General features: G+C 73.9%; 4 protein-coding genes. 1 reads left to right on the top strand and 3 read right to left on the bottom strand.

Features of this window, described 5'->3' with window-relative positions; translation table 11 throughout:
* Together K6I33_RS34200 and K6I33_RS34205 are read right to left on the bottom strand one after the other, a co-directional pair.
* A partial coding sequence (locus K6I33_RS34200; protein WP_136209427.1) for a biotin carboxylase N-terminal domain-containing protein occupies positions 1-127 on the bottom strand: 127 nt, incomplete at its 3' end.
* Between the two features lie 294 nt (positions 128-421).
* Positions 422-1,180 (bottom strand): IclR family transcriptional regulator, encoded by a 759-nt coding sequence (locus K6I33_RS34205; protein ID WP_229358696.1) that lies wholly within the window; start codon positions 1,178-1,180, stop codon positions 422-424.
* Positions 1,181-1,356: 176 nt separating this feature from the next.
* Between K6I33_RS34205 and K6I33_RS34210 the strand changes: the two genes are divergently transcribed.
* Complete coding sequence (locus K6I33_RS34210; protein WP_229358697.1) at positions 1,357-1,929, top strand: hypothetical protein; 573 nt, start codon at positions 1,357-1,359, stop codon at positions 1,927-1,929.
* A gap of 106 nt (positions 1,930-2,035) precedes the next feature.
* Here K6I33_RS34210 and K6I33_RS34215 read toward each other — a convergent pair.
* Positions 2,036-2,640, bottom strand: a 605-nt coding sequence (locus tag K6I33_RS34215; protein WP_229358698.1) for a nucleoside triphosphate pyrophosphatase, incomplete at its 5' end; no start/stop codon positions are given.

Genomic DNA, 2,640 nt, shown 5'->3' on the forward strand with positions numbered 1-2,640 from the left:
CCCGGACATGCAACGCGTCACGATCCGGATCGGCATAGACCGCCACACTGGCGATCCCCGCGTCCCGGCACGCACGAGCGACACGGACAGCGATTTCGCCACGATTGGCGATAAGCACCTTGCGCACGATGGCTCCCTCCTTGAAACAAGGTGAGTTTAGGTACTGGCGACACTCTGTGCCGACCCGACTTCCGGGGTGACCTTGCCCACACGGAGCGTGAGAAGGGAGCCGTGCGTGAGCCCAAGTCCCCAGATCATCCACGGTACGCCGGGTTTCCCGGAGTGCCGCTCGCGCGGCCGTGTGGCCAAGCTCTCGGATGGCGGCCGGGAGTGGCGACGCCGAATCTTTGTGGAGTCCCTACGAACGGGTGACACAAAGTTTGCGTGCCGTCCCGGGCCGTAGGCACCGTTGCCGATAGATCTACCCGTCAGTAGGGCGGCTGATGTCCGACACGCCCCGCGACTTCGCCGCCGCCTCCGCGACCGCGCGGAGCGTCTCCGTCACCTGCGGACCGCGCCGGTGGAAGTCGTCCAGCGGGAGCGCCGCCGACACGGCCGCCAGGCCGGCGGACGAGGGCACCGGCACCGCCACACACGCCACACCCGGCACGCACTCCTCCACCTCCACGGCCACCCCCTCGCTGCGCACCCGCCGCAGCTGGACGTCCAGTCGTTCCGCCGAGGTGATGGTGTGCGGGGTGATCGCCCGCATCCCCGAGGCCGCCAGGTAGCGCAGCCGGGCCGCCCGGGGGAGGGCGGCCAGCAGGACCTTGCCGTGGGCGGTGGCGTACCCCTGGGCGTCCTGGCCGGTGCCGAACCCGCCGGTGGGGTGAGTCGCGGTCGCCCCGGCGAGGACGGCGATGTCGCCGTCGCGGTACGTGCTGAAGTAGGTGTCGACCCCGGCCGTCCGGTGCGCCCTCGTCAGCAGCTCCTGCACCTCGTCCCCCATCCGCATCTGCTGCTGGAAGGCCCGGTGGAGGGCGGGCACCCGGTAGCCGAGGACGTAGCCGGCGGGCGTACGGGTGAGGTGGCCGCGGTCCGTGAGGGCGCCCAGCAGTTCGTACACCGTGGAGAGGCCGCAGCCCAGCCGACGGGCGAGCGCCTTGGCGGGCACGGGGCCGGTGGCGGCGGCGACGGCGTCCAGGACGTCCAGGGCGCGGTCGACGGACTGCGGCGGCATGGCGGGCGGGCTCCTTCGGTGATCGTGGCGGGTTCGGTGGTGAAGAGACCGAGGTGGTGCGGTAATTCCTGGTGGCGGTGGAGGCGTGGGTGGTGAACTGCGCTGACTGGGCCGGGCATTGCCTCCGGTGGCCCAGGGGATCGTGACCGAAATACCCTGACATCGTTGATGAAGTCATGATCAAGCGCATTGCTGCCGCTGCCGTTCTGGCCGGCGCCGCACTGTCCATGTCCTCCGTCGCTGCCGCCGCCGACCCCGCACTGCCGACGCCGGTGGGGCCGCCCCCGTCGTCGAGCGCGGGACCGGTCGGTGTCACGGCCCCCTCGCCGGACGCGCCGGTGAAGGGCGACCCCAAGGCGGGCCCGGGGAAGCAGGGTCCGGCCAAGAGCGCTCCCGGCAAGAAGGCCCCGGGCAAGGGCGCGCCCGCCAAGGGCGGCCCCGCCAAGGCCCAGGCCCCGAAGAAGGGGCAGCCCGCGAAGGGGCAGCCCGCGAAGGGACAGCCCGCCAAGGGGCAGCCGGTCAAGGGGCAGGCCGCCGCCCCGAAGGGCCAGGCCCCCAAGGCCCCGGCCGCCCACGGCGCCCCGGCCCCCCAGGGCATGCCCGCGGCGCAGCCCGCTCCCACCATGCAGGACATGGCCCCGGACCACGACCAGAGCATCTACCCCGGCGTGGTGAAGGGGCTCGGCAAGCTCGACCAGCTCAGCCAGCTGAAGCAGGTCGGTGCGGCGACCAGCGCGCTGCCGCTTTAAGCTCCGCCGGATATGCGGTCGGTCGGCCGCGGGTCGGCCGTGGCCGATCGCGCCCACGCGGCGGTAGCCGCAAATCGACACCGCCCCGCGCCCCTTGCGGGGCCCGTCAGGCCCAGAGGTCGGTGATGCCTACGCCCAGCTCCGCGAGCAGTCGGCGGAGCAGCGGGAGCGACAGGCCGATGACGTTGCCGGGGTCGCCGTCGATGCCCTCGACGAACGGCGCCGAGCGGCCGTCGAGGGTGAAGGCGCCCGCGACGTGCAGCGGTTCGCCGGAGGCCACATAGGCGGCGATCTCGGCGTCGGAGGGCTCGCCGAAGCGGACCGTCGTGGAGGCCGTCGCCGAGGCGCGGCGGCCCGTGGCGGTGTCGACGACGCAGTGGCCGGTGCGCAGGACGCCGGCGCGGCCGCGCATGGACTTCCAGCGCGCGGTCGCCTCCTCGGCGTCGGCGGGCTTGCCGAGGGCCTGCCCGTCCAGTTCCAGGACCGAGTCGCAGCCGACGACGAGGGCGCCGGCGGCCGCGGGCTGCGCGGCCACCGCGGCCGCCTTGGCCTCGGCCAGCACCAGGGCCAGCTCCGCCGGGGTCGGGGCGTCCAGGGCGTCCTCGTCCACCCCGCTGACGATCACCTCGGGGGCGAGGCCGGCCTGCCGCAGCAGCCCGAGCCGGGCGGGGGACTGGGAGGCGAGGACGAGGCGGCGGGACGGGGTGCGGT

This window comes from Streptomyces sp. UNOB3_S3 (assembly GCF_020740895.1).
Classification (GTDB): Bacteria; Actinomycetota; Actinomycetes; order Streptomycetales; family Streptomycetaceae; genus Streptomyces.

Coding starts and splice junctions, on each gene's coding strand:
- K6I33_RS34205 (WP_229358696.1), bottom strand. CDS start 1,180: ATGCCGCCGCAGTCCGTCGACCGCGCCCTGGACGTCCTGGACGCCGTC.
- K6I33_RS34210 (WP_229358697.1), top strand. CDS start 1,357: ATGATCAAGCGCATTGCTGCCGCTGCCGTTCTGGCCGGCGCCGCACTG.